Source organism: Streptomyces pilosus (assembly GCF_014649835.1).
GTDB lineage: Bacteria > Actinomycetota > Actinomycetes > Streptomycetales > Streptomycetaceae > Streptomyces > Streptomyces pilosus.
In genome coordinates this window covers 206,106-231,322 of sequence record NZ_BMTU01000006.1, presented here as the reverse complement: position 1 = coordinate 231,322, position 25,217 = coordinate 206,106, and the positions used below count along the sequence as shown (strand labels likewise).

The 25,217-nt window shown below is 73.8% G+C and carries 23 protein-coding genes; 10 read left to right on the top strand and 13 right to left on the bottom strand.

The window, feature by feature from the left end; genetic code table 11:
* Window positions 1–30 precede the first annotated feature (30 nt).
* The 5 genes from IE118_RS17605 to IE118_RS17585 form a co-directional block, all read right to left on the bottom strand.
* On the bottom strand, window positions 31–1,677 hold the full coding sequence (locus IE118_RS17605; RefSeq protein WP_189558874.1) for a cellulase family glycosylhydrolase: 1,647 nt from the start codon (window positions 1,675–1,677) through the stop codon (window positions 31–33).
* 47 nt (window positions 1,678–1,724) lie between these two features.
* The gene (locus tag IE118_RS17600; protein WP_189558873.1) at window positions 1,725–2,807 is read right to left on the bottom strand and encodes a GDSL-type esterase/lipase family protein; all 1,083 of its coding nucleotides are present in this window, start codon (window positions 2,805–2,807) and stop codon (window positions 1,725–1,727) included.
* Between the two features lie 173 nt (window positions 2,808–2,980).
* Entirely contained in the window at window positions 2,981–4,474 is a 1,494-nt protein-coding gene (locus IE118_RS17595) for a tripartite tricarboxylate transporter permease (RefSeq protein ID WP_189558872.1), read from the bottom strand.
* A gap of 1 nt (window position 4,475) precedes the next feature.
* Window positions 4,476–5,039: a tripartite tricarboxylate transporter TctB family protein gene (locus IE118_RS17590; RefSeq protein WP_189558871.1), complete on the bottom strand. Its 564-nt coding sequence runs from the start codon at window positions 5,037–5,039 to the stop codon at window positions 4,476–4,478.
* The gene (locus tag IE118_RS17585) at window positions 5,036–6,019 is read right to left on the bottom strand and encodes a Bug family tripartite tricarboxylate transporter substrate binding protein (protein WP_189559116.1); all 984 of its coding nucleotides are present in this window, start codon (window positions 6,017–6,019) and stop codon (window positions 5,036–5,038) included. Before IE118_RS17585 ends, IE118_RS17590 begins: the two co-directional genes overlap by 4 nt.
* A 315-nt stretch (window positions 6,020–6,334) precedes the next feature.
* Between IE118_RS17585 and IE118_RS17580 the strand changes: the two genes are divergently transcribed.
* Both IE118_RS17580 and IE118_RS17575 read left to right on the top strand, forming a co-directional pair.
* Window positions 6,335–7,135 (top strand): response regulator, encoded by an 801-nt coding sequence (locus IE118_RS17580; protein ID WP_189558870.1) that lies wholly within the window; start codon window positions 6,335–6,337, stop codon window positions 7,133–7,135.
* A gap of 138 nt (window positions 7,136–7,273) precedes the next feature.
* Window positions 7,274–8,389, top strand: coding sequence for a Gfo/Idh/MocA family protein (locus IE118_RS17575; RefSeq protein WP_189558869.1), 1,116 nt, complete (start codon window positions 7,274–7,276; stop codon window positions 8,387–8,389).
* Window positions 8,390–8,450: 61 nt separating this feature from the next.
* Here IE118_RS17575 and IE118_RS17570 read toward each other — a convergent pair whose 3' ends face one another.
* Window positions 8,451–9,098, bottom strand: coding sequence for a phosphatase PAP2 family protein (locus IE118_RS17570; protein ID WP_189558868.1), 648 nt, complete (start codon window positions 9,096–9,098; stop codon window positions 8,451–8,453).
* Window positions 9,099–9,210: 112 nt separating this feature from the next.
* A complete protein-coding gene (locus IE118_RS17565; protein ID WP_189558867.1) occupies window positions 9,211–11,451 on the bottom strand; it encodes a heavy metal translocating P-type ATPase in 2,241 nt (746 codons plus the stop codon).
* A 183-nt stretch (window positions 11,452–11,634) separates the two neighbouring features.
* On the opposite strand from IE118_RS17565, the gene IE118_RS17560 reads away from it, so the two are divergent.
* Window positions 11,635–12,609, top strand: a complete 975-nt coding sequence (locus IE118_RS17560) for a DUF8832 domain-containing protein (RefSeq protein ID WP_189559115.1) — start codon at window positions 11,635–11,637, stop codon at window positions 12,607–12,609.
* 2 nt (window positions 12,610–12,611) lie between these two features.
* On the opposite strand, the gene IE118_RS17555 is transcribed toward IE118_RS17560, so the two are convergent.
* Window positions 12,612–14,447, bottom strand: coding sequence for a glycoside hydrolase family 15 protein (locus tag IE118_RS17555; RefSeq protein WP_189558866.1), 1,836 nt, complete (start codon window positions 14,445–14,447; stop codon window positions 12,612–12,614).
* Between the two features lie 153 nt (window positions 14,448–14,600).
* Here IE118_RS17555 and IE118_RS17550 point away from each other — a divergent pair, with 153 nt between their 5' ends.
* Together IE118_RS17550 and IE118_RS17545 are read left to right on the top strand one after the other, a co-directional pair.
* The gene (locus tag IE118_RS17550) at window positions 14,601–15,482 is read left to right on the top strand and encodes an SIS domain-containing protein (RefSeq protein ID WP_189558865.1); all 882 of its coding nucleotides are present in this window, start codon (window positions 14,601–14,603) and stop codon (window positions 15,480–15,482) included.
* 20 nt (window positions 15,483–15,502) lie between these two features.
* Entirely contained in the window at window positions 15,503–16,360 is an 858-nt protein-coding gene (locus IE118_RS17545) for a class II fructose-bisphosphate aldolase (RefSeq protein WP_189558864.1), read from the top strand.
* Between the two features lies 1 nt (window position 16,361).
* On the opposite strand, the gene IE118_RS17540 is transcribed toward IE118_RS17545, so the two are convergent.
* Entirely contained in the window at window positions 16,362–17,495 is a 1,134-nt protein-coding gene (locus IE118_RS17540) for a methyltransferase (RefSeq protein WP_189558863.1), read from the bottom strand.
* A 67-nt stretch (window positions 17,496–17,562) separates the two neighbouring features.
* On the opposite strand from IE118_RS17540, the gene IE118_RS17535 reads away from it, so the two are divergent.
* From IE118_RS17535 to IE118_RS17520, 4 genes are read left to right on the top strand one after another with little or no spacing between them, the layout of a single operon-like run.
* Window positions 17,563–18,213 (top strand): alpha-ketoglutarate-dependent dioxygenase AlkB family protein, encoded by a 651-nt coding sequence (locus IE118_RS17535; RefSeq protein WP_189558862.1) that lies wholly within the window; start codon window positions 17,563–17,565, stop codon window positions 18,211–18,213.
* Between the two features lie 36 nt (window positions 18,214–18,249).
* Window positions 18,250–19,491 (top strand): ROK family protein, encoded by a 1,242-nt coding sequence (locus IE118_RS17530; protein ID WP_189558861.1) that lies wholly within the window; start codon window positions 18,250–18,252, stop codon window positions 19,489–19,491.
* A gap of 14 nt (window positions 19,492–19,505) precedes the next feature.
* Window positions 19,506–20,465, top strand: a complete 960-nt coding sequence (locus IE118_RS17525) for an NAD(P)-dependent oxidoreductase (protein ID WP_351806261.1) — start codon at window positions 19,506–19,508, stop codon at window positions 20,463–20,465.
* A gap of 45 nt (window positions 20,466–20,510) precedes the next feature.
* The gene (locus tag IE118_RS17520) at window positions 20,511–20,933 is read left to right on the top strand and encodes a PPOX class F420-dependent oxidoreductase (protein WP_189558859.1); all 423 of its coding nucleotides are present in this window, start codon (window positions 20,511–20,513) and stop codon (window positions 20,931–20,933) included.
* Between the two features lie 125 nt (window positions 20,934–21,058).
* Here the strand turns inward: IE118_RS17520 and IE118_RS17515 are convergent, their stop codons facing one another.
* Complete coding sequence (locus IE118_RS17515; protein ID WP_189558858.1) at window positions 21,059–21,607, bottom strand: ATP-binding protein; 549 nt, start codon at window positions 21,605–21,607, stop codon at window positions 21,059–21,061.
* Between the two features lie 183 nt (window positions 21,608–21,790).
* Window positions 21,791–22,114, bottom strand: coding sequence for a hypothetical protein (locus IE118_RS17510; protein ID WP_189558857.1), 324 nt, complete (start codon window positions 22,112–22,114; stop codon window positions 21,791–21,793).
* A gap of 320 nt (window positions 22,115–22,434) precedes the next feature.
* On the opposite strand from IE118_RS17510, the gene cds1 reads away from it, so the two are divergent.
* Window positions 22,435–23,559, top strand: a complete 1,125-nt coding sequence (gene cds1, locus IE118_RS17505) for an L-cysteine desulfhydrase Cds1 (RefSeq protein WP_189558856.1) — start codon at window positions 22,435–22,437, stop codon at window positions 23,557–23,559.
* A 113-nt stretch (window positions 23,560–23,672) separates the two neighbouring features.
* Here cds1 and IE118_RS17500 read toward each other — a convergent pair whose 3' ends face one another.
* A complete protein-coding gene (locus tag IE118_RS17500; RefSeq protein ID WP_189558855.1) occupies window positions 23,673–24,143 on the bottom strand; it encodes an SRPBCC family protein in 471 nt (156 codons plus the stop codon).
* An 80-nt stretch (window positions 24,144–24,223) separates the two neighbouring features.
* Window positions 24,224–25,063 (bottom strand): DeoR/GlpR family DNA-binding transcription regulator, encoded by an 840-nt coding sequence (locus IE118_RS17495; protein WP_189558854.1) that lies wholly within the window; start codon window positions 25,061–25,063, stop codon window positions 24,224–24,226.
* Window positions 25,064–25,217: the final 154 nt, after the last annotated feature.

Sequence of the window (25,217 nt, the reverse complement as noted above, 5' to 3'; positions counted from 1 at the left end):
GGGGGAGGAACCTCCCGGGCAGCCCGTCCGTCAGGTCACCGAGCAGTCGGCACCGTTCAGGCTGAACGCCGTGGGGCTCGGGTTGGTGGCGGACCGCGAGCCCGTGAAGCCGAGGGTGACCGAGCCGGACGCCGGGATCGTCGCGGTGTACGAGGCCGCCGTGACGGTGACCTCGGAACCGCTCTGGACCGGCGTGCCGCCCCACATGTGGGTGATCCGCTGGCCGGCGGGGAAGGCCCAGCGCAGCGTCCACCCGTCGACCGCCGTGTTCCCGGTGTTGCGCACGGTCACCTCGCCCTGGAAGCCACCCGGCCACTCGCCCGTCACCCGGTAGCCCACCGCGCAGGCGCCCGTCGCCCCGCCCGGGGACGTGGTGACGGCCACCGCGGCCGAGCGCGGCGAACGGTTGCCGGCGGCGTCCCGGGCGTAGACGGCGAAGGTGTACGACGTGGCCGCGCCAAGCCCGGTGACGGTGGCGGAGGTGCCGGCCGTCGAGGTGACGGCGGTCTCCGCACCCGCGTCGAGGCGCACCACGTCGTAGCCGGTGACACCGACCGCGTCGGTGGCCGCGCCCCAGCGCAGGGTCACGGAGGAGGCGGTCACCGCCGAGGCGCTCGGGGTGCCGGGAGCGGTCGGGGCGGTGGTGTCGTCGCCGGAGCCGGAACCGTAGACGGCCGCCTCCTCGGACGTGGCGGCGATGCCGTCGGCCCCGTCGAAGAGCCGCGTGCCCCAGGCGGTCGGCCGGGCGGGGTCGAAGTTCGTGACCATGTCCAGGTATTCGACGCCACCGCCGTTGCCGCTCCAGGACCAGCCCAGGTAGCCGAGGTCGAGCTGCCGGGTGACGGCCAGGATGGTGTCCTCGTCGGGGTTGCCGTCGGAGTGGTCGTGGCCGAACTCGCCCACCACGATGGGCAGTTTCGCGGCGACGAAGCGGCCCAGGTAGTCCCTGATCTCGGCGGCGGTGTCGAAGACGCCGTACATGTGGATGGAGAAGACCGTGTTGGCGTCCGGGTCGGCGGCGAAGACCGACGCGGCGTTGTCGCGCATGGTGAACGTCCAGTCCTGACCCCAGTTGGGGGCGTCGACCATCAGCGTGTGGTCGAACCCGGCGCCGCGCAGCTTCTGTATCGCCGCCTTGGTGTCGGCCGTCCAGTTCGCGTAACCGGTGTTGCCGTGGGGCTCGTTGCCGATGTTGACGATGACGTGGTCCTCCTGGCCGGCCAGGGCACCGCGGACGCTGATCCAGTAGTCGGCGGCCCGGGAGAGGGTGACCGCTCCGCTCTGCTCGCCGTAGCCGGTGGTGTCGTGCACCTCCAGGACGCAGATCAGCCGGTTCTGCTTGCACCGGGCGACCACGTCCGCGACGTCGGAGGCGTCGTTGCGGGTCCAGCGGTCGCCGCTGGAGAGGACGACCCGCACGGTGTTGGCGCCCTTGGCCTTGATGTGCGCCAGTGCGTCGATCCGGTCGGTGTACCAGGTGTGCGCGTGGTTGACCCCGCGCATCACGAAGTCGTTGCCGGACGCCTCGAGGAGCCGCCCGTTCTCGACGCGGAAGCCGGTGGGTGCCGCGTGGGCCGCGGGGGTGGTGACGGCGAGGAGCGGGAGGAGGAGTCCCAGCAGCGTGGCGAGGAGGCCGGCGGTGCGCGGGACGGTGCGGCGGCGTTCTGGGGATCTCATGGCGGCTCCAGTGGGTGGGTGGGGGATCTGTGCGTGCGCGCCGTGGGTCAGGGGGTGGCCGTGCAGCCGACGGTCGCCGCCGGCGGGGCGGAGTTCGCCCCGGTGGTGGCGATGAGGCCGAAGGACGTGCTCGCGCCGGGGGCGAGGGCGCCGTTCCAGCCCGCGTCGGTGACGGTCGCCGTGCCGTCGGCGGCGGCGTGGAGGGTGCCGTTCCAGACCTGGGTGACGCGGGCGCCGCCGGCCGGTGCGACGGTCACCGTCCAGCCCGTCACGGGGGCGGCGGAGTTGTTGGTCACCCTCACCTCGGCCTGGTGACCGCCCTGCCAGGAGGAGACGGTGCGGAAGGAGGCGGTGCAGGCGGGGTCGCCCGGGTCGCCCGGATCACCGGGGCCACCGGTCTCCGCCAAGGCGGCGGACAGGGCGGGGAACCAGCGGGCGGCGATCTTCCCGTCGCCGGTCGCGTCGGGGTGCACGCCGTCGTAGGTGTCGGTGGCCGTGTCGAAGCCCGTCCACTGGTCCACCACCGTGACCGGGGAGCCGCCGGTGCTCGTCGCCGCGGCCCACGCGGGGATCCGGGCGTTGAAGTCGGCGACCCGCTGCGCGCACGCGGCGCACGAGCCGGGGTTCATCGGGATGATCTGTGCGACGAGCACGCGCATCCGCGGGTTGGACGCCCGCATCTGCGCGACCAGTTCGGTGTACGCGGCGAGGATGCGGTCGGGCGGGACGCTGCTCCAGACGTCGTTGGTGCCGAAGTGCATGACAACGATGTCCGGCCGGGTCGCGGCGAGGCGGGCGGGGAGGAGGTCCTGCTCCGCCACGCGGGTCACCAGTTCGCCGCCGTGCCCCTCGTTGTCGCCGTCGTGCGGCACGCCGCAGCCCTGGGCGGGCAGCGTGCCGACGAAGTCGATGTCCGTGTGACCGGCGTCCAGCAGCCGGTTCCACAGCAGGGCCCGCCAGCAGCCGGGGGAGCCGGTGATCGAGTCGCCGAGCGGCATGACGCGTACCGGGGTGGCGGACGGGGCGGCCGCCGCATCCGGGGCCGTGGTCAGTGCGAGGGGGAGGAGCAGGGCGGCCAGCAGGCCGAGGAGTGACAGTCGGCGTGGGCGCCGGAGGCGGGCGTCGCGCATGGTTTCCCCTTCCCTGGAGATGTGGGAGCGCTCCCATGTTGGGACATGAAGCCACCCTTGTCGCTGACACGTCAAGGGGTGGGACGGATTGCGGTACGGGCGCCCCGGCACCCGCGCCCCGGCGGGGCGCGGCCCGCGCGGGCCGCGCCCCGGGAGTCGAACCCGGCGTTCGATCAGGTCCGGGCGCCCCTGCGGGGCAGCACCCGGCGCACCAGCGGCCAGCCCAGGAGGAGCACCACGACCGCGTAGACGGTCACCGAGAACGGAGTGTCGGCCAGGCCCGCGACACTGCCGTCGCTGATCTGCAGCGCGCGCCGCAACTGCTGCTCGGCGGCCGGCCCGAGGATGACCCCGATGACGGCGGGCAGCACCGGCAGTCCGTAGCGCCTCATGCCGAAGCCGACGAGCCCGATGATCAGCAGGAGCACCAGGTCGATCACCTCACCGCCGACCGCGTAGGCGCCCACCGCCGCGAAGAACAGGATTCCGGCGTACAGGTACGGCCGCGGGATGCGCAGCAGCTTCGCCCACACCGGTGCCAGCGGCAGGTTGAGGGCGAGCAGCAGCACCATGCCGACGAACAGCGACGCGATCAGGCCCCACACCAGGTCCGGTTCGCGCTCGAAGAGCAGGGGCCCGGGCTGGATGCCGTACTGCTGGAACGCGGCCAGCATCACCGCGGCGACGGCCGTGGTCGGCAGGCCGAGGGTCAGCATCGACACCAGGGTCCCCGCCGCCGAGGCGGACGCGGCCGACTCCGGACCGGCGACCCCCTCGATGGCCCCCTTGCCCCACTCGTCCCGGTGCTTCGACAGCCGCTTCTCCGTGACGTACGACAGGAACGTCGGGATCTCCGCCCCGCCCGCCGGGACGGCGCCGAAGGGGAAGCCGATGAACGGGCCCCGCGCCCAGGACTTCCAGGTGCGCCGCAGGTCGGCGCGCCCCAGCCACGGACGGCCCACCGGGATGGGGTCCGGCGGCCGGCGCCGCAGGTGGGCTGCCACCCACAGCGCCTCGCCGATGGCGAACAGGCCCACCGCGACGATCACCACGTCGATGCCGTCGGCGAGTTGCAGCGAGCCGAAGGTCAGCCGTTGCTGCCCGGTCATCCGGTCGAGGCCCACCAGGCCGATGGTCAGGCCGATCAGCAGCGAGGCCATGCCCCGGATCCGGGACGAACCCAGCACCGACGTCACGGCGATGAACGCCAGCACCATGAGGGCGAAGTAGTCCGGTGCGCCGATGTCCACCGCCAGGCCGGCGACCGTCGGGGCCAGCGCGACCAGCAGCATCGTGCCGATCATGCCGCCCGCGAAGTGACCGACGGCGGCGGCCGCGAGGGCCTGCGCGCCCCGCCCCGACTTGGCCATGGGGTTGCCCTCCATGGCCGCGACCACGGCCGCGCTCTCCCCGGGCGTGTTCAGCAGGATCGACGTCGTCGAACCGCCGAACATCGCGCCGTAGTAGATCCCCGCGAACATGATGAACGCGCCGGTCGGCTCCAGTCCGTACGTCACCGGCAGCAGCAGTGCGACGGCCATCGCCGGTCCGATGCCGGGCAGCACCCCGATCGCGGTGCCCAGCAGCACACCCAGGGCGGCCCAGAGCAGATTGAGCGGGGTGAGGGCCGTACCGAAGCCGTCCATGAGGGAGGTGAGGGTGTTCACGTCACAGCACTCCCATCAGCGGACCGCCGGGCAGCGGCACTCCGAGCAGGTTGTCGAACACGGCGTAGGTGACGAACGAGACCACCGCCGCGATCAGCGGGTCGCGGTCGGGTCTGCGGCTGCCGAGCGCGAAGGCCGCGCCCCAGAAGAGCAGCGCGCCGGCGACCGGGAAGCCGAGCGGCTCGATGAGCACGGCGGCACCGAGGAACACCCCGGTCAGCAGCAGCACCGTGCGCCAGTCGGCGGGTTCGGACAGGTCGACGTCCTCGCCGGTCTCGGCCCGGCCCCGGCCGCCGCGCAGCACGTCGGCCGCGAGGAGGGCGGCCGCGACGAGCAGCCCGCCGCCGACCACGACCGGCACGGTCCGCGGGCCGACGGGCCCGCGCTGGGCGATGTCGACGTCCATGGTGAGCGCGTCGGTCAACAGGAGCACCCCCAGCGCCGACAACAGGACGCAGACGCCGAGTTCGGAGTGTTCGCGCAGCCAGGAGCGCCGTCCGGCCGCGGGCTCGCCCGCGCCCGCGCCCGGGCCCGCCGCGCCGGGGTCGGTGGTCGGTGTCGTCACAGGCCGAGCTCCTTCAGTACCGAGACCACGCGCCTGTCCTCCGCCTCCAGGAACTCGCCGAACTTGCCGCCGGTGAGGAAGGCGTCGTCCCAGCCGTTCCGCTCCAATGACTCCCGCCACTCCTTCGATTCGTGCAACTCCTCGGCCAGCCGCACGAGTTTGCCGCGCTCGGCCTCGGTCAGGCCGGGCGGGGCGACGATGCCGCGCCAGTTGGTGAAACTCACGTCGTAGCCCGCTTCGCGGAGGGTGGGCGCGTCGAGTCCCGCGACCCGTTCCGGGCCGGTGACGGCGAGCAGCCTGAGCTCACCGGACTCGATCTGGTCGAGGTACTCGCCGACGCCCGAGACGCCGAAGGCCACCTTGTCGCCGAGGATCGACGCGAGCAGTTCGCCGCCGCCGTCGAAGGGGACGTAGTTGACCTGCTTCGGCGGGATGCCGGCCGCCCGTGCCATCAGCATCGGCGCGAGATGGTCGGGACCGCCGGGGGAGGACCCGCCGCCCACCGGGTGCTTGCCCGGGTCCCGCTTCCAGGCAGCGATCAGCTCGTCGATCGTCCGGTACGGGGAGTCCTTCCCCACGACGACGACGTCCTGTTCCTCGGTGAGCCGGGCGATGGGCGTGGTGTCCGCGAGGGTCCTGGGCGCGTCGTTGGAGCGGACGGCGCCGACGACGCCGAGGCCCATCGACATCGCGAGCCTGCCGTTGCCGTGTTCGCTCACCAGCCGGCTCAGGCCGACGGTTCCGCCGGCGCCCGGCAGGTTGAACACCTCGATGCCGTGGGTGAGTCCGGCGTCCTCGGCGTTCCTCGCGGCCGTGCGGGCGGTGATGTCGTAACCGCCGCCGGGGGAGTTGGGGACCATGAAACGCAGGCCCGGGATGCGGGTGCCGCTCTCGGTGCCGCTGCCCGCCGTGAGCAACGGCGGGCCCACGAGCAGGAGCACGGCGGCCCCGATCAGGGCGAGGGGTGTGCGCAGGCGCACGAGTGCCACCACCTGTCGGTCGGTCGTCCGGGATCACGCCGGCCCCGTACCGGAAGGCGGGGGAGGGGGACCGGGCCGGCGTGGGCCACATGGTGCCCGCGCTCCGGGGGGCTGTCGCGCTTGCGGAACCAATGGAGGTTGTGGTCATTGCGTCAGCGGGACATCGAGGTCGTGTCCACGGGGAGGGCGGAATGTGCACAGTGCCCGCGCGGGGCGGTTCCGTCGGCGCCGGTCCCTTTCCCCGGCCGCAGGTGGGCGCCATGATGGGCGGCTCCGGGCCACCTCACCGACGCGGTGGCGGAGGGAGCGAAGCGCATGACCAGCACGCGGGGTGACAGCGGTGACTCCACGGCCGTGACGTCCGGCGCGACGGACGCGACGGAGGTGATCGAGGCGGTGGACACCATCGACGTGCTCGTGGTCGACGACGACTTCCGGGTGGCCCGGGTGCACCGCGCGTACGTGGAACGTCTCGGGGCGTTCCGGGTGGTCGGGGTGGCCGGCACCGGTGAGCAGGCCCTCGCGGCCGTGGAGGTGCTCCGGCCCGATCTGGTCCTGCTCGACCTGTACCTGCCCGACGTGTTCGGGCTGGACGTCATCCCCCGGCTGCGCACCGCCGGGCACGACTGCGACGTGATGGTCATCAGCGCCGCGCGGGAGGCGGACGCGGTCCGCGGTGCGGTGCGGCAGGGGGTCGTCGACTATCTGCTCAAACCGTTCGACTTCGAGGATCTGCGGGGGCGGCTCGAGCGTTACGCCGTCCAGCGCGGACGGATGCGCGACACGGTGGTCCGGGGGCAGGCCGACGTCGACCGCGTACTGGCGGGGTCGGCGGCCGGGCCGGTGGCCACGGCGCTGCCCAAGGGCATGAGCGCGGAGACCGCCGGGCTGGTCGAGCGCACCCTGCGGGAGGCGCGGGGGAGCCTGTCGGCGACCGAGTGCGCCGGGCTGACGGGTGTCTCGCGGGTCAGTGCGCGCCGGTACCTGGAGTACTTCCACACGGTGGGCAGTGCGGAGGTGTCGCTGCGGTACGGGGTGACCGGGCGGCCGGAGCGGCGGTACCGGTTCGTGGCAGCGGGGGGAGGGGCCCGGGCCGGGGGCGGGGTGCGGCCCTGAGGGCGGGAGTGGCGGCGGCCGGGGTGGGGCGCGGGTCCGCGGGGGCGGGGAGGTGAGGGCGCCGACGGGGTTGTCCTGGTCCGCGGGCGGGCCTAGGGTCTGTCGAGAAAGCGCTTTCTGCCCTGCGAGGAGCGACGCATGTCCCGTACTCCCGTCCGCCGCCGCGTCGCCGTCGTCGGCACGGGCGCCGTCGTCACCGCGAGCCATCTGCCCGCGCTGCGCGCCCACGCCGACCGCACCGAACTGGTCGCCGCCGTCGACGTGGACCCGGGCAGGCTCGCCGCCTTCCGCTCCGAGGCCGGGGAACGCGTGGCCGGGTTCACCTCGGCGGCCGCCATGCTGGACGCCGTCCGTCCCGACCTGGTGCTGATCGGGACCCCGCCCGCGCTCCACCGCGAGCAGACGGTGGCCGCGCTGGAGGCGGGGGCCTGGGTGCTGTGCGAGAAGCCGCTGTGCCTGTCGCTCGCGGAGTACGACGGGATCGCCGCCGCGGAGGAGGCGTCGGGGGCGTACGCCTCCGTGATCTTCCAGCACCGGTACGGCTCCGGCGCCGACCGTGCCCGCGCGCTGATCCGGAGCGGTGAGCTGGGCGCCCCGCTGGTCGCGCACTGCCAGACCACGTGGTATCGCGACGCCGCGTACTACTCCGTGCCCTGGCGCGGACGGTGGGACACCGAGGGCGGCGGGCCGACCATGGGGCACGGCATCCACCAGTACGACCTGCTGCTGCACCTGCTGGGGGAATGGGAGGAGATACGGGCCATGGCGGCGCGCCTGGTCCACGACACCGAGGGGGAGGACGTATCCACCGCCCTGGTCCGCTTCCGTGACGGGGCCCTCGCCACCGTGGTCAACAGCGTGCTCTCACCGGACGAGACGAGCCGGATCCGCGTCGACTGCGCGGACGCGACGGTCGAACTCACCCATCTGTACGGGCACGTCGACGACGACTGGAGATACACGCCGGCGCCGCACGTGCCCGCCGGGCGTGCGGAGGCCTGGCGCACACCCGGGCGGGACGTGCCCAGTTCGCACGCGGCACAGCTGGGTGCCCTGCTCGACGCCTACGACGCCGGCGTGCGGCCGCCGGGCAGCGGGCAGGAGGCGCGGGGAACGCTCGAGTTCGCCGCGGCCCTGTACAAGGCGGCGTTCACGGGGCGGCCCGTGCGGGCCGGCGAGATCGTGCCCGGGGACCCCTTCCACGCCGCCATGCACGGGGAGCGGTCCGTCCGGGCGTTCGGGGAGCAGGTGTGAGCGTGCGCGTCGTCCCTCGTGCCGGAGAGACCGTCGAGGTCCTCGCGGGGGGCGGGTACGGCTAGGTCCGCCGGTACGACGCCGGGAAGCGTGCCGACGCCACCGCCAGTGCGGTCGCCGCACTCGCGATGCCGAGCACCGCTCCCGCCGCCACGTCACCCGGGTAGTGCACCCCCGTGTGGATGCGGGAGTATCCGACCGCCCCCGCCAGGGCCCCCAGCGGAACGGACGCCGCGGGAAGGACCGTTCCGACCGCCGTCGCGAACGCCACCGCCGACGCCGTGTGCCCGGAGGGGAACGACGCCGACGTCGGCATCGGCACGTGCCGGTCCACGGTCACCCGTGCCGCCTCCCGGTCCGGCCGGTTCCTGCGCACCAGTCGCTTGCCCAGCAGGTTCGCCGACGCCGACGCCACCGCGACGGCCCCGACCCCGGCGAGCGCCGCCCGGCGCGGCCGTGACCCGGCCAGGGCGAGCGCACCGGCGATGGCGAACGAGATCTTGGAGTGGTCCGCCGTGTGGGAGAGGCGGCGCAGCGCCCGGTCCAGGGTCGGCGTCGGAGTCGCGGCGACCGCCGCGTAGAGGGCACCGTCTATCGCCCTGATGTCACCGAGGACCGCGGAGGCGACCCTGCGCAGTCCGTCGGCGGCCGGCACCGGCTGGGTGAGCGGACGGGTGACGTCCTGGTCGGTGGTGGGCGGCTCGCTCATCTGTTTCTCCCGCGGTGGCGTCGTGGGGGTGGCCTGCCCGCACCGAAGTGCGGGAAACACCAGGTGCCCACGGTACGCAAGAACCACACGGGCGGCCCGCCCGGGCCCCGGGTCAGCCGGCCCGGAACGTGCGCAGGCGCAGGGAGTTGCCCACCACGAAGACCGAGGAGAACGCCATGGCCGCCCCGGCGATCATGGGGTTCAGCAGTCCGGCCGCCGCGAGGGGCAGCGCGCCGACGTTGTAGGCGAACGCCCAGAACAGGTTGGACCGTATGGTGCCGAGGGTGCGGCGCGCGAGCCGGATGGCGTCCGCCGCCGCCCGCAGGTCCCCACGGACCAGTGTCAGGTCACCGGCCTCGATCGCGGCGTCCGTGCCGGTGCCCATGGCCAGGCCCAGGTCCGCCTGCGCCAGCGCCGCCGCGTCGTTGACGCCGTCGCCGACCATCGCGACCGAACGGCCCTCGGCCTGCAGCCGTTTGACGACGTCCACCTTGTCCTGCGGCAGCACCTCGGCGACGACGTCCTCCGGCGCGATGCCCACCTGGCGCGCCACCGAGCGGGCCACCGCCTCGTTGTCCCCGGTCAGCAGGACCGGCCGCAGCCCCAGCGCGCGCAGCCGGCGGACGGCCTCGGGACTGGTGTCCTTCACCGCGTCGGCGATCTCCAGTACCGCGCGTGCCCGGCCGTCCCAGGCGACGAGGACGGCGGTGCGCCCGGCCTCCACGGCCCGCTCCCGGGCCCGGACCAGGTCCTCGGGCAGGTCCAGGGACCACTCCCGGAGGAGCCGGTCGCGGCCGACGAGGACGGCGTGGCCGTCGACGACACCCTGCACCCCGAGGCCGGGGACGTTCGCGAAGTCCTCCGGTGTGGGCAGGCCGCCCAGCCTCTCCCGCGCGCCGTCGGCGACCGCCCGCGCGACCGGGTGTTCCGAGGCGTGCTCCAGGGCGCCCGCCAGCCGCAGCACCTCGGCCTCGTCGGTGCCGGTGGCGGGGTGCACGCCCAGGAGGGTCATGCGGCCCGTGGTCACCGTGCCGGTCTTGTCCAGGACCACCGTGTCCACCCGGCGGGTGGACTCCAGGACCTCCGGGCCCTTGATGAGGATGCCGAGCTGGGCGCCGCGGCCGGTGCCGACCAGCAGGGCGGTGGGGGTGGCGAGCCCGAGGGCGCAGGGGCAGGCGATGATCAGTACGGCGACGGCGGCGGTGAACGCGGCGGTCGGTCCCGCGCCGTTGCCGATCCAGAAGCCCAGGGTTCCCAGGGCCAGGGCGATGACGACGGGCACGAAGACCGCGGAGATCCGGTCCGCGAGCCGCTGCGCCGCGGCCTTGCCGTTCTGTGCTTCCTCCACCAGCCGTGCCATACGCGCCAGTTGGGTGTCGGCACCGACCCGGGTGGCCGTCACGACGAGACGCCCGCCGACGTTGACGGTCGCCCCCGTGACCGGGTCGCCGACGGCCACCTCGACGGGCACCGACTCGCCGGTGAGCATGGAGGCGTCGACCGCGGAGGAGCCCTCGACGACCGTTCCGTCGGTCGCGATCTTCTCACCGGGACGCACCAGGAAGCGGTCGCCCACCGCCAGTTCCCCGACGGGGACCGTCTTCTCGGGTCCGTCGGCGGGCAGCACGGTGACGTCCTTCGCGCCCAGCTCCAGCAGCGCCCGCAGTGCCGCGCCGGCCTTCCGCTTGGCGCGTGCCTCGAAGTAGCGGCCCGCCAGGAGGAAGGCGGTGACGCCCGCCGCCGCCTCCAGGTAGATGTTCCCCGCACCGTCCGAAGGGGCGATGGTCAGCTCGAAGGGGTGCGTCATCCCGGGGGTGCCGGCCGTGCCGAGGAACAGCGCCCACAGCGACCACAGGAACGCGGCCGAGGTGCCGAGCGAGACGAGGGTGTCCATGGTGGCCGCCCCGTGCCGGGCGTTGGTGAGCGCCGCCCGGTGGAAGGGCCACGCGGCGTACGTGACGACCGGCGCCGCCAGCGTCAGGGACAGCCACTGCCAGTACTCGAACTGCAGCGCCGGGATCATCGCCATCGCCACGACGGGCACCGCCAGCACGACGGCGGTGACCAACCGGTCGCGCAGGGGACGGAGTTCGTCGGTCTCCGGCGCGGTTTCGGCCGGCGGCGCCGGTTCCCGTGCGGTGTACCCGGTGGCCTCGACGGTGGCGATCAGATCGGCGACGGTCACCGCACCTCCGTAGCCGACCCGGGCCCGCTCGGTCGCGTAGTTGACGGCGGCGGTGACCCCCTCCATCCGGTTGAGCTTCTTCTCGATCCGGGCGGCGCACGAGGCGCAGGTCATGCCGCCGATCGTGAGCTCCACCTCGGCCTCGGTGCCGGCTGTACGGACGGTCATCCTGTGCTCCTATGACGGGCAGATACGGGGCGGGGGTACCCGCGGACTGGGTATCTGTATACCCCGGGAGGGTATCGGCCGCAAGGGGCGAACCGGCTTGACTATGTACCCCCTGGGGGTATGGTGAGCTGTATGGATCGGCTCGATGCGAGCCGCATGCCCCTGTTCTTCGAGGAGACGGTCATGAACACCGGACTGAAGATCACCGCGTTCGCCGCCGCGCTGGCCGCCACCTTCGGCGCGGCCTACGGCATCGGTGAGACCCTCGACCCGGTCGCCGTGGCGGAGCGTGAGCCCGCGCACGGCGAGCGGCACGCGCCGACGTCGTCACCGGAGGCGGAGGGAGAGGGCGGGGAATCCGAGCGCCACGCCACACCGGCCGGCGGACTCCAAATCTCCGAGGGCGGTTACACCCTGGATCTGCGGACCCCGCGGGTCACCGCCGGGCAGCGCACCGACCTCCGCTTCACCGTGCGGGACGGCGACGGCCGGGCCGTGACCGAGTACCGCCGCGAGCACGACAAGGAACTCCACCTCATCGTCGCCTCCCGAGATCTGCTGACCTACCGCCACCTGCACCCCACCAGGGCCGCCGACGGCACCTGGAGCATCCCCGTCGACCTGCCCCGGGCCGGCGGCTACCGGGTCTTCGCCGACTTCACCCCCGCGGCGAAGGGCGCGGAGAACCTCACCCTCGGCGCCGACCTGGCCGCCTCCGGCGCCTACCGGCCGGGGGACCTCCCGCCGGCCGGCGACACGGCCCGGGTCGACGGCTACGAGGTCGAACTGACCGGGGACCTCCGCCCCGGCCGGGCGAGCGGACTGTCCCTGCGCGTCACGCGCGACGGCAAGCCGGTCACCGACCTGCAGCCCTACCTCGGCGCCTACGGCCACCTGGTCGCCCTGCGTGCCGGAGACCTCGCCTACCTGCACGTCCACCCGCACGGCGCACCCGGTGACGGCCGGACCGCACCCGGCCCGGAGGTCGCCTTCACCGCCACCGCGCCCAGCGTCGGCACCTACCGGCTGTTCCTGGACTTCCGGCACGACGGAGTCGTCCGTACCGCGGAGTTCACGGTCCGGGCCGGAGCGGGCGGCACGGACGCGCAAACCCCGCCCAGCGGCACGCCGGAACACTCCGACGGCCACGGCCACTGAGCTCAGCCCAGGGCGCGGTCCAGGTTGAACGCGGCGCTGATCAGCGACAGATGCGTGAAGGCCTGCGGGAAGTTGCCCAGTTGCTCCCCGGTGTGGCCGATCTGCTCGGCGTACAGCCCGAGATGGTTGCCGTAGGTCAGCATCTTCTCGAAGGCGAGGGCCGCCTCGTCGAGCCGTCCGGCCCGGGTCAGCGCCTCGACGTACCAGAACGAGCAGATGGAGAACGTGCCCTCGGCGCCGTGCAGCCCGTCGGGGCTCGTCCGCGGGTCGTAGCGGTAGACCAGTGAGTCGGACACCAGGTCCTCGGTGAGGGAGTCGAGCGTGGAGAGCCACTTCGGGTCGGTCGGCGCGATGAACTTCGCCATCGGCATCATCAGGACCGCGGCGTCCAGCACGTCCCCGTCCTCGTGCTGCAGGAACGCCTGCCGCGCCTCGGACCAGCCGGCGCTCATGATCCGCCGGTAGATCGTGTCCCTGCTCGCCTGCCAGCGGGCGAGGTCGGCCGGCAGGCCGCGCCGGTTCGCCATCCGGATGGCCCGCTCGATCGCCACCCAGCACATCAGCCGCGAGTACAGGAAGGACTGCCGCCCGCCCCGCGTCTCCCAGATGCCCTCGTCCGGCTGGTCCCAGTGCGCGCACACCCAGTCCACCAGCGCCGTCACATGGTCCCACTGCTCGCTGGAGACCGGCTCGGCCCACTTGTCGTACAGGTAGACGGAGTCCACGAGCGCACCGTAGATGTCGAGCTGCAACTGGTCGGCCGCGGCGTTGCCGATCCGGACCGGCACCGAGCCGTGATGGCCCTCCAGATGACCCAGTTCCTGCTCCGTGAGGTCGGTCCGGCCGTCGATCCCGTACATGATCTGCAGCGGACCGGACGCCTTGTGGTCCCCGGGACTGATGTGCCGGGAGACGAACGCCATGAACGCCTCCGCCTCCTCGGTGAAGCCCAGCCGCAGCAGCGCGTACACACAGAACGCCGCGTCGCGCACCCACACGTACCGGTAGTCCCAGTTGCGTTCCCCGCCGATGTCCTCGGGCAGGCTCGTGGTGGGCGCCGCGACGATGGCACCCGTCGGCGCGTAGGTGAGCAGTTTCAGCGTGAGGGCGGAGCGGTGCACCATCTCGCGCCAGCGGCCCCGGTACCGCGAGGAGGACAGCCAGCGCCTCCAGTACGCCACGGTCGCGGCGAACTCCCGCTCCGCCTCCCCGCACTCGCACCGGCCCGGTGGCGCGCCCCCGTCGAACTGGTCCAGGGTGAGCACCGCCGTGTCGCCCTCGGCCAGCTTGAAATCGGCCCGCACGTCCGCCCCCGCGGCCTCCAGCGGGACGGTCGAGGTGAGCGCGAGGGACAGGTCCCGGGATGCGAAGACCGCGACGTCCCCGGTCAGCCGCACGGTGTGCGGGTGGGCGCCGTAGCCGAAGCGCGGGGCCACCCGCGTCGTGAACGGCACGGAGCCGCGGACGCACAGCACCCGCCGGATCAGCCGGTGCGGACGCTCCGTCGCCGACTCGCCGTCGGTGGGAATGAAGTCCTGCACCTCGCCGACGCCGTCCCCGGTGAAGAACCGGGTGATCAGCACGTTGGTGTCCGGGAAGTAGAACTGCTTGGTGTGCGCCGGCACGGCCGCGGCGAGCTCGAAGCAGCCACCCCGTTCGGCGTCCAGGATCGCGGCGAACACGCTCGGGGAGTCGAAGGACGGGCAGCAGTACCAGTCGATCGTGCCGTCCGTGCCCACCAGCGCCGCGCTGCGCAGATCACCGATCAGCCCGTGATCGGCGATCGGCGTGTACCTCGGCCGCGCGGCCGTGTCCCGCTGGCTCGCCGTCCCGTCCATCGCAGCCTCCCTGGGCCGGCGGCGCGCACCGTCACCCGCGACGCCGCTTCCGTCCAGCCTAGGTCCGGGACGGAACCTCGGCGCAGAGTGCTTGATTGTGCTCGAAAGGTGCCTCTATCTTGCAAGAACAATCATCGAGCCATGGGGTGCCGGATGACGCACGTCGAGGACGAACTGAACAGTCAGCCCGAGTGCTGGCGGCGCGCCGCCGGACAGGCCAGGGCACACGCCCCGGTCCTGCCGGCCCCGGGGGAGCGGGTCGCCGTGGTCGGCTGCGGCACGTCGTACTTCATGGCGCAGGCCGCCGCCGCCCTCCGCGAGGGCGCGGGCCAGGGCGAGACCGACGCCTTCGCCGCCTCCGAGTTCCCCCACCACCGCGCCTACGACCGTGTCGTCGCCCTCACCCGTTCCGGCACCACCACCGAAGTCCTGGACCTGCTGGGCCGGCTGAAGGGCCGTACGCGCACCACCGCGCTCACCGCCGACCCGGCCACCCCCGTGCTGTCCCTCGCCGACGACACCGTCGTCCTCGACCACGCCGACGAACGCTCCGTCGTGCAGACCCGGTTCGCCACCACCGCCCTCACCCTGCTCCGCGCCCACCTGGGCCTGCACACCGAAGCGGTCGTCGACGACGCGCGCACGGCCCTCGACACCCCGCTGCCCGAAGGACTCGTGGAGTGTGCCCAGTTCACCTTCCTCGGCCGCGGCTGGACGGTCGGGCTGGCCCACGAGGCCGGACTGAAGATGCGCGAGGCGGCACTGGCCTGGACCGAGGCCTACCCGGCCATGGAGTACCGGCACGGACCCATCAGCATCAGCACCGCCTCCACGGCGACCTGGATGATCGGGGACGCCCCCGAGGGACTGGCCGCGCAGGTCCGTGACACCGGAGGACGCTGGATCGAGGGCACCCTCGACCCGCTCGCCGAACTCGTCCGCGTCCAGCGTCTCGCCGTCGCCGTCGCCGCGGCCCGCGGGCTGGACCCCGACCGGCCCCGCCACCTCACCCGCTCGGTCGTCCTCGCCCCCTGACCCGCCGGAAAGGCCGGACCGTGCCCCTCACCTCCACCGGCGAACTCGTCGCCCGTGCCGCCGCCGCCCGTTCAGCGGTCGCCTCGTTCAACATCATCACCCTCGAACACGTCGAGGCCGTCATCGCCGGAGCCGAGACCGTGGACGCCCCCGTCGTCCTCCAGGTCAGCGAGAACGCCGTCAGGTTCCGCCAGGGCCGGCTGCTCCCGCTCGCCCGCGCCGCCGTCGCCGCCGCCGAGCGCGCGGCCGTTCCCGTCGCGCTGCACCTCGACCACGTGCAGAGCGACGCCCTGCTGCGCCAGGCGCCGGACGCCGGTTTCTCCTCCGTGATGTACGACGCCGCCCGGCTGCCCTACGCCGACAACCTCAGCGCCACCCGGGCAGCCGTCGACTGGGCCCACGCCCGGGGACTGTGGATCGAGGCCGAGCTGGGGGAGATCGGCGGCAAGGCCGGACAGCCCGTGCCGGACGCCCACGCCCCGGGCGCCCGTACCGACCCCGACCGGGCGTGCGCCTTCGTCGCCGACTCCGGCGTGGACGCCCTCGCCGTCGCCGTCGGCACCACCCACGCCATGACCACCCGCACCGCGGCCGTCGACCACGCCCTGCTCAAGCGGCTGGCCGCCGCCCTGGACGTCCCCCTCGTCCTGCACGGTTCCTCCGGCCTCCCCGACGACGAACTCGCCGCGGCCGTCACCGGCGGCATCGCCAAGGTCAACGTCGGGACCGCCCTGAACATCGCCATGACCGGCGCCGTCAGGGAGTACCTCACCGCCCACCCCGAGGCCGTCGACTCCCGCGGCTACCTCACCGTGGGCCGGGACGCGATGACCCGGGCGGTGGCCGGGACCATCCGGGCCCTGGGGGCCGTGCGCTGAGCTACCGCCTCACGGCCCGCAGCACCACGAACTTCGGATCGCTCGCCACCACCCGGCTGTTGCCGAACAGCCGCCGCAGCTGCACGTGGTACCCCAGGTGCCGGTTGCCGATCACCCACAGCTCACCGCCCGGGCGCAGGGCGCGGCGGGCGCCGGCGAACATCCGCCGGGCCGTGGCGTCGGTGGTCGCCTGGTGCGAATGGAAGGGCGGGTTGTTGAGCACCAGGTCGACACTGCCGGCCGGCACGCCCGACAGGCCGTCGCCGACCCGGAACTCGGCGTGCCCGGGCGCGCCGTTCTCCCGGTGGGTGGCCTCCGCCGACGCCACCGCCTGGAAGGACTCGTCCACGAACAGCACCTCGGCCCGCGGATCGGCCAGCGCCATCGCCGTGCCGAGCACACCGTTGCCGCAGCCCAGGTCCACCACCCGGCCGCCCTCCGGGCCGGCGGGCAGGTGCTTCAGGAAGAACCGGGTGCCGATGTCGAGACGGTCCGCGCAGAAGACCCCCGCGTGATTGACGACCGTCCGTCCGGAGACCGGCCCCACGTCCCCGGGCAGCGTGTAGCGGTACGGCCAGGGGTTGTCGGGGCGGACCGACGCGGGATTCGGTGTGCAGAACACCAGCCGCGCCTTCTTCTCGGCGAGCGAGGTCCTCGTCGGGCCCAGGATCCGCTCGAAGAGGTTCAGGGTGGAGGTGTGGATCTCCTTCACCATGCCCGTGCCGACGACGACGGTGTCCCCGTGCACCGCCGGCGCCAGCCGCAGCAGCTGGTCCTCCAGCAGCGCCAGGCTCTTCGGCACGCGCACCAGCAGCACGTCGATCCGCTCCGGCGGCGGGTCCTGCGTGGTGAGGAGCCGCACCGCGCCGGGGCCGACGCCGTTGCGGGCGAGGTTCGCGCGGGTTGCCTCCTGACCGAGCCAGGAGTCGGTGATCTGCGCCGGTCGGTGCTCCGCGAGCGCCGTGACCAGCGCGCCCCAGCGGTCGCCGACGACCACGACCGTGCCGGACAGCGGGACCTGCCGGTCGGCGAGGTGCCTGAGGAGATACTCGTCGGAGGCGTCCCAGGCACGCAGCCTGTCCCGCGGGTCCTCGGGGAACCGGGCCAGCACCCGCTCGCCCCACGGAGTCGTCATACGGTCGTTCATCGTCCGGCCAGGCTATCCGAGCACCGCTCCGGCGGGTTCCGGGGAGGATGGGGGCATGGACGCCGAGCTGTTCCCCAGGGCCCCGTGCGAGATCGCGCCGGGCGCCGTGCACGTGCCGGACTGGCTGGACGCACGGGAACAGCGCGAGCTGCTGGAAGCGTGCAGGGCGTGGGCACGGCCGCCCGCGGGACTGCGTACCGTGCGCACGCCCGGCGGCGGCGCCATGACCGCCCGGCAGGTGTGCCTGGGATGGCACTGGTACCCCTACGGCTACGCCCGCACCGTCGTCGACGGGGACGGCGCGCCGGTGAAGCCCTTCCCCGCGCGGCTCGGTGAACTGGGCCGCCGGGCCGTGGCCGACGCGTTCGGCGACGACCCCGCCCGGGGGCCCGCGTACGACATCGCGCTGGTCAACTTCTACGACGCCGACGCCCGCATGGGCATGCACCGCGACAGCGACGAGAAGTCGCAGGCCCCCGTGGTGTCGCTGAGCCTCGGCGACACCTGCGTCTTCCGCTTCGGCAACCCCGGAACGCGGGCCCGCCCCTACACGGACGTGGAACTGCGCAGCGGTGACCTGTTCGTCTTCGGCGGGCCGTCCCGGCTCGCGTACCACGGCGTGCCCCGGGTGCACACGGGCACCGGGCCGCCGGAGCTGGGGCTGACCGGACGGCTGAACATCACGCTCCGGGTCAGCGGCCGGTAGCCCGCGCCGCTTACGGATCATGGGAGACTCGCCCTCATGAGCGGGAAGGCGGACCCCCGGCCGGCGGGGGAAGGGACCACCTCGAGGACGCGGCTGGACCGGGGGCGCGGCGCGCTCGGACCCGCCCTCGAGCTCGTGCACACCGGGCGCGCGCCGACCCGCGCGGTGCTCACCGCCGAGCTCGGCGTCACCCGCGCGACGGCCGGAGCGGTCGCCGCCGAGCTGGAGGCGCTGGGACTGATCAGGGTGGACGCCCGTCCCGGAGCGGCGGGCGGTTCGCAGGGGCGCCCCTCGCACCGGCTCTCCGTCGCGGAGGAAGGGCCCGTCGCGCTCGCCGCGCAGGTGCACTCCGACGGTTTCCGGGCCGCGCTGGTGGGCCTCGGCGGCCGTATCGTCGCCACGGCCCCCGGCTGCGAGGTCGTCGACGCCGACCCGGCGAAGGTCCTCGGGTCCGTCGTCGCGGCCGGCGCCGACCTGCTGCGGGAAACCGGGCGGCGGTGTGTGGGGGCGGGGCTCGCCGTCCCGTCGGCGGTGGCCGAGCCCGAGGGGCTCGCCCTCAACCCCCTGCACCTGGCCTGGCCCGCCGGGGCCCCGGTGCGGGAGATCTTCGCCGAGCAGGTGCGCGCTGCCGGTCTGGAGGGGCCCGCCTTCGCGGCCAACGACGTCAACCTCGCCGCCCTCGCCGAACACCGGCACGGCGCCGGCCGGGGCTCGCGGGACCTGCTGTGCGTGGCCACCGGCCACCGCGGCGTGGGCGGTGCGCTGGTCCTGGACGGCCGTCTGCACTCCGGCAGTTCGGGTCTCGCCCTGGAGGTCGGTCACCTCGCCGTCAACCCCGAGGGCCGTCCCTGCCACTGCGGCAGCCGCGGGTGTCTCGACGTCGAGGCGGACCCGCTGGCCCTGCTCACCGCGGCGGGACGCGCGCCGGGCCCGGAGATGTCCCTGCTGAAGCAGGCGGACGACCTGATCCGCGGCCAGTACGACGACCCGGAGGTGCGCGCCGCCACCGAGTCCCTGATCGACCGGCTCGGGCTGGGCCTCGCCGGACTGGTCAACATCCTCAACCCGGACCGGATCATCCTCGGCGGCCTGCACCGCACCCTCCTGGAGGCCGACCCGGACCGGCTGCGCGCCGTCGTCGCCGACCGCAGCCTGTGGGGCCGCAGCGGTGGAGTCCCCATCCTCGCCTGCACCCTGGACCACAACAGCCTGGTGGGCGCGGCGGAACTGGCCTGGCAGCCGGTGCTGGACGACCCTCTGGGGGCACTCGCCCAGTAGCCCGCCGGCGCCGGATCGACCCGGCGCGGGAAGGACACCGGCGTGGACGACGTACGACCCCGACACACAGAAAGCCGACCTTCATGACCGACCAGCTCACCGTCAGTGTCCTGGGAACCGGCATCATGGGCGCGGCGATGGCCCGCAGCCTGGCCCGCGCGGGACACACCGTCCGGGTCTGGAACCGCACCCGCGCCAAAGCCGAACCGCTCGCCGCCGACGGCGCGCACGTCGCCGGTACTCCCGCCGAGGCGGTCGAGTCCGCGGACGCCGTGCTCACCGTGCTCCACGACGGTCCCGCCACCCTGGACACGATGCGCCGGGCCGCTCCGGCCCTGCGCCCGGGGACCGTCTGGGCCCAGTCGACCACCGCGGGGACCGAGGGCGTCGCCGAACTGGCCGGCTTCGCCCGCGAGCACGGGCTGCTCTTCTACGACGCCCCGGTCCTCGGCACCCGCGGGCCGGCCGAGGCCGGGCAGCTGACCGTGCTCGCCGCCGGACCCGCCGAGGGCCGGGACCGGGTGACACCGGTGTTCGACGCGGTGGGCACCCGTACCGTCTGGGCCGGTGACGACGGCGCGGCGGCCGGCGCGACGCGCCTGAAACTGGTCGCCAACAGCTGGGTGCTCGCCGTCACCGTCGCGGCCGGTGAGACCCTCGGCCTGGCCGAGGCCCTCGACGTCGCCCCCGAGTGCTTCCTCGACCTCGTCGCCGGCGGGCCGCTCGACATGGGCTATCTGCGCGCCAAGGCGGCGATGATCCTCGACGGGAGACTCTCCCCGGCCCAGTTCGCCGTGACGACCGCGGCCAAGGACGCCAGACTGATCGTGCGGGCCGGTGAACAGCACGGCGTCCGCCTGGACGTCGCCGCCGCGAGCGCCGAACGGCTGGAGCGGGCCGCCGGTCTGGGCCACGGCGACGAGGACATGGCCGCCGCCTACTTCGCCGGCTTCGACGAGGGGCCCGCCGCCTGAACCGGGCCCCGCCGCCCACCCCTCCGCGACCCCGAGGAGTCCGTAGTGTCCAAGCCCCCGCTGCCGTCCGCGGCCGACGACCTGCTGAGCAGGCCCAACCCCTGTGTCATGGCCACCCTCCGCTCCGACGGCGCGCCGGTCTCCACCCCGACCTGGTACCTCTGGGAGGACGGCCGCGCGCTCGTCAACTTCGATCGCGACCGGGTGCGTCTGAAGCACGTCCGGCGCGACCCGCGCGTCACCCTCACCGTCCTGGCCGGGGACGACTGGTACACCCATGTGACCCTGATCGGCCGGGTGCCCGAGCTGTACGACGACGAGGGCCTGCGGGACATCGACCGCCTGTCCCGGCAGTACACCGGGGAGCCGTACCCGGACCGGGAACGGGCCCGGGTCAGCGGCTGGATCGAGGTCGACCGCTGGCACGGCTGGGGCGCGATGAAGGACACCGACCAGGCCGGCGGCTGACCGGCGCGCGAGAGCGGCGGCCGTCCCGGCCCTCGGGGCGGCCGAGGTGCCCGTCCGCGCACCGGTGTGAGGCACCGGGACGGCCGGGGCCGCCCGCCGGCGCGGCGGACGGCCCCGGCCGTGCTTCAGCCCGGAACGGCCGAGCGCACCGGCGTCCGTTCGGGACGGTGGGTCCCGGAGGTGGTGGGCTCGGCGAAGGCGACCTCCGCGAAGCGGCGGTCCGCGGGCTCGGCGGCCGTGAGCCGCGGACACCGGTCCCAGGCCGCCGGGGCGTCCGCGGTCGGTGCCGGCAGCATGAACCACACGACCTTGCCGGACTCGCCGACCGGCACCGCGCCCCAGCTCTCGCTCATCGCGGCCACCATCGCCAGGCCGCGTCCGCAGGTGGCGAGCGGTCCGGCGTCCTCCAGGACGGGAAGGCGCGGATCGTGGTCGGACACCGAGACCTTGAGCCGGTCGAGCAGCAGCTCCATCTCGACGGTGCACGTCTTGTCGGGCTGGGCATGCCGGTGGACGTTGGACAACAGCTCTGTCACACCGAGCGAGGCCCGGTCTATCAGTGAATCCATATGCCAGTAGCGCAACTGCGCAGATACGATTCTGCGGACCTGGCCGATCCGCGACGGCAGGGCTTGGAGCTCCACCGTGCAGTGCCTGCTTGGGTGACTGATCACGGCTGCGACTCCCCGACGTGAGGTCCGGAAGAACACGGAGTACGGATCCAGCAGGGCGTCCGCGTGACGCTGCCGCCTGCTGTCGTGGCCGGCGGGCTGGTTCGCAGCGTTATCGCCGGTAAACCCAGAGTGACGTAAGGACAGCGTGACCCAGCGGATGGGGTGGCGCAACTCACGGACATCTCAGGCGCCGCGCCCCGACGCCCGGCGGACGGCCTCGATGAAACGGCGTGCCGCCGGCGGCCCGGGCTCGCCCGGCGCGGGATCGTGGTCGCCGAGCGTGAGCAGGTACCGGTTGCCGTTGAGGTCCGCCAGCGCCCGGTCCCCGGACGCGAACCAGGGCTTGGCCGCGCGCACCGCCTGTACCGGGGCGCTGTCGATCTCGCTGCCGTAGCTGGTGAGCAGCTCCAGCCGGCCGCCCCTGATCCGGACCTGGCCGGCCCGGGTGAGCGAACGCAGCCGTTTGCCGATCCGCACGCCCGTGGCCGTGAACTCCGGCTCCGCCATGCCACCCGCCCCCTCTGCGCGTCGGTGTGCCGGACCGTGCTCGCGCGGGCCGGCTCCTGCCCGGATTCAGTGTGCCCTTGCTCCCGCCGGTGCAGTCTGCCCCCACCCGCCGCCGAGCACCAGTGCGCGGGCCCGCCTTCCCGGCACGTGGGGAGCACTCGCGCCAATGCGCCCCCGGGCGCCGCCCGCTGCGCCCCCAGGGGGCCCTTTGAGACGCCCAAAGCGGTGTTTATGCAGGTGGGGCGTGGTGCGCGGGGTGCATATGATCGGGGTACCGGCAGCGCGGGACGCGGTCGGCGCTCAGCGTAAGGAGCCCTGTCGTGAGCACTCCCCAGCAGACCCTGACCGGCGCCACCCTGGACGTCGACCACAGCGACGCCGCCTACCGGGCCTGGCTGAAAGAGGCCGTGCGCAGGGTGCAGGCCGACGCGAACCGCTCGGCCGACACCCACCTGCTGCGTTTTCCGCTGCCCGAGCCGTGGGGCGTCGACCTCTATCTGAAGGACGAGTCGACCCATCCGACCGGCAGCCTCAAGCACCGGCTGGCCCGCTCCCTCTTCCTGTACGCGCTGTGCAACGGATGGATCCGTCCGGGCCGTCCGGTGATCGAGGCGTCCAGCGGTTCCACGGCCGTGTCGGAGGCGTACTTCGCGAAGCTGATCGGGGTGCCCTTCATCGCGGTCATGCCGCGCACGACGAGCGCCGAGAAGTGCCGTCTGATCGAGTTCCACGGCGGGCGGTGCCACTTCGTGGACGACCCCCGCACGATGTACGAGGCATCCGCCGCCCTGGCGGCGGACACCGGCGGCCACTACATGGACCAGTTCACCTACGCCGAGCGGGCCACGGACTGGCGGGGCAACAACAACATCGCCGAATCGATCTTCCGCCAGCTGGAGCTGGAGCGGTTCCCCGAGCCGGCCTGGATCGTCGCCACGGCCGGCACCGGCGGCACGTCGGCGACCCTGGCGCGCTACGTCCACTACATGCAGTACGACACCCGCATCTGCGTCGCCGACCCGGAGAACTCGTGCTTCTTCGAGGGCTGGACGACCGGTGACCCGGACGTCGTCTGTGAGCGGGGTTCCCGGATCGAGGGCGTCGGGCGGCCGCGCATGGAGCCGAGCTTCGTGCCCGGCGCGGTCGACCGGATGATGAAGGTGCCGGACGCGGCCAGTGTGGCCGCCGTGCGGGCCCTGGAGGGGGTCATCGGCCGCAAGGCGGGCGGCTCCACCGGCACCGGTCTGTGGAGCGCGCTGAAGCTCGTCGCGGAGATGGTCGCGGAGGGCCGGCGGGGGAGCGTGGTGACGCTGCTGTGCGACCCGGGGGACCGGTACCTGGACAAGTACTACTCGGACGCCTGGCTGGCCGAGCAGGGACTGGACATCGCGCCGTACTCGGCGGCGGTCGAGTCCCTGCTGCGGACCGGCGTCTGGCCCGGCTGACGGGCGGCGCCCCACCGCCGACCCGGCGGCGCGGGACCTCCCGTGGCCGGAAACTCCCTGTCCCGGCCGGAACCCTCCGTCCCGGCCGGACCCGTGGAGGGGCGGGAGGGCGGCTACCGGGTGAGGCGCCGGTCCAGCGAGGTCACCGCGGAGCGGAACGTCAGCGCCAGCCCCGGCCGCGCGGCCCGCAGCGCGAGCCGGAAGGGCGCCGTGCCGTCGGCCGCCATCGTCCAGCGGATCCGCGTACCCGCCCCGGCCGGGGCGAGCCGCCATTCCTCGGCCAGTGCCCGGGCGCCCGGCGCGTTGGTCACGTCGACGCGGTAGGCGTACACCTCGGGCGCCTCCGCCAGCAGGACGGTCTCGCGGAACCGGGCCCCACCGCGCAGGCGGATCTCCCGCCCCGCGCCCCCGTCCAGGGGACGGGCCAGCGTGACGGGCCCGAACCACCCGGCCCAGCCGGTCACGTCCTCGGCCAGCGCGTGGAACACACGCTCCGGCGGTGCGGAGATCTCCCGGGCGAAGACCAGACGGACCGGCGCGCCCGCGGCGAACTCCGGTCCCACGGATCGCAGACGGTGGGCCATGGACGAACTCCCCTCGACGAATGCCGGTTCTCACGGGCGGCGGGAGGGCGCGGTGACAGCCGGCTGCCTCCGGCGCCCCGTCACATCTCGGCGCTCTCCGCCGTGTTCTCCGGCTCGCCCGCCACCACCAGGTGCCGCAGATGCTCGGACACCTCCACGCGCACCTCCCCGGGCAGCCCCGAGTCGGTGACGAGGGTGTCCACCTGGTCCAGGGAGGCGAAGGAACTCAGCCCCACCGTCCCCCACTTCGTGTGGTCGGCGATCACCACCACCCGCCGGGCCGACTGCACGAGACGCCGGTTGGTCTCGGCCTCGGCGAGGTTCGGCGTCGACAGTCCCGCCTCGGCCGATATCCCGTGCACGCCGAGGAACAGCAGGTCGAAGTGGAGCGCCGCGATCGCCTGGTCGGCCACCGGGCCCACCAGCGAGTCGGACGGCGTGCGCACCCCGCCCGTCAGGACGACCGTGGCGGCCCCCTGCCGGGGTCCCGAGGTGCGCTGTGCCGCGTGGAAGACGTCGGCCACCCGTACCGAGTTGGTGACCACCGTGAGATCGGGGACGTCGACCAGCCGGTGCGCCAGCGCGAACGTCGTCGTGCCGCCCGAGAGCGCGATCGCGGCACCGGGCGAGACCAGTTCGGCCGCCGCCCGCGCGATGTCCTCCTTGGCGGTCAGCTCCAGGCCGGACTTGGCTTCGAACCCCGGTTCGTGCGTGCTCGCCTCCACCACCGGGACCGCGCCGCCGTGCACCTTCTCCAGGACGCCCTGCCGCGCCAGCGCGTCCAGGTCGCGCCGTACCGTCATGTCCGACACGCCGAGCTTCCGGGTCAGCTCGTTGACCCGGACGCCGCCGCGGCGCCGGACCTCGTCGAGGATCAGGGTGCGCCGCTGCTCCGCGAGCAGGTTCTGATTCTCGCTCACGTACGCTCCGGTCCTTTCGCCGCCCAGCCCTCCGACACGTCTCACGCACCCCCTGCGACGAGCGGGTCACCTCCCGGCACCGGTGCGCGGACGTCCCATCCTCGCACGACGGGCCCCGGGCGGCGCCACCGGTACGCGTCGTGAGCATGCCATT